This is a genomic window from Nocardioides sp. F233, from assembly GCF_057813895.1.
On the sequence record NZ_JBVASH010000029.1, the window covers coordinates 1 to 296 of the forward strand.

General features: G+C 77.0%; 1 protein-coding gene. It reads right to left on the reverse strand.

Annotation, left to right across the window (positions count from 1 at the left end; all coding sequences use genetic code 11):
• Positions 1-21: 21 nt before the first annotated feature.
• On the reverse strand, positions 22-296 hold a 275-nt coding region (locus tag ACZYRU_RS26935), incomplete at its 5' end, for a DUF4439 domain-containing protein (RefSeq protein ID WP_488960180.1).

Here is a 296-nt window from a genome sequence, read left to right on the forward strand (position 1 = left end):
GGCTCGGGCTACTCGACGAACTCAGAGTCCGGGCAGCCGGTCCGGCCGGCCGCCGAAGGCGGTGCTGCGCACCGCGGCGTCGACGAGCGCGTCGATCGCCCAGGACCGGGCGTCGCCGGTGGTGCTGGCGACGAGGTAGGCGTAGGTCGCCGTTGCCGACTCCTCGAGCGCGCGGGCACGGTCGGTGACCGCCGTGGGCGTGGAGAGGTCGGCGGGCAGGCCGTAGCCGGGCTCGGCGGCGACCGGCTCCGCGCCGTCTTCCTGGAGCCGGGCCAGCAGGTCGTCGCGGCGTGCCC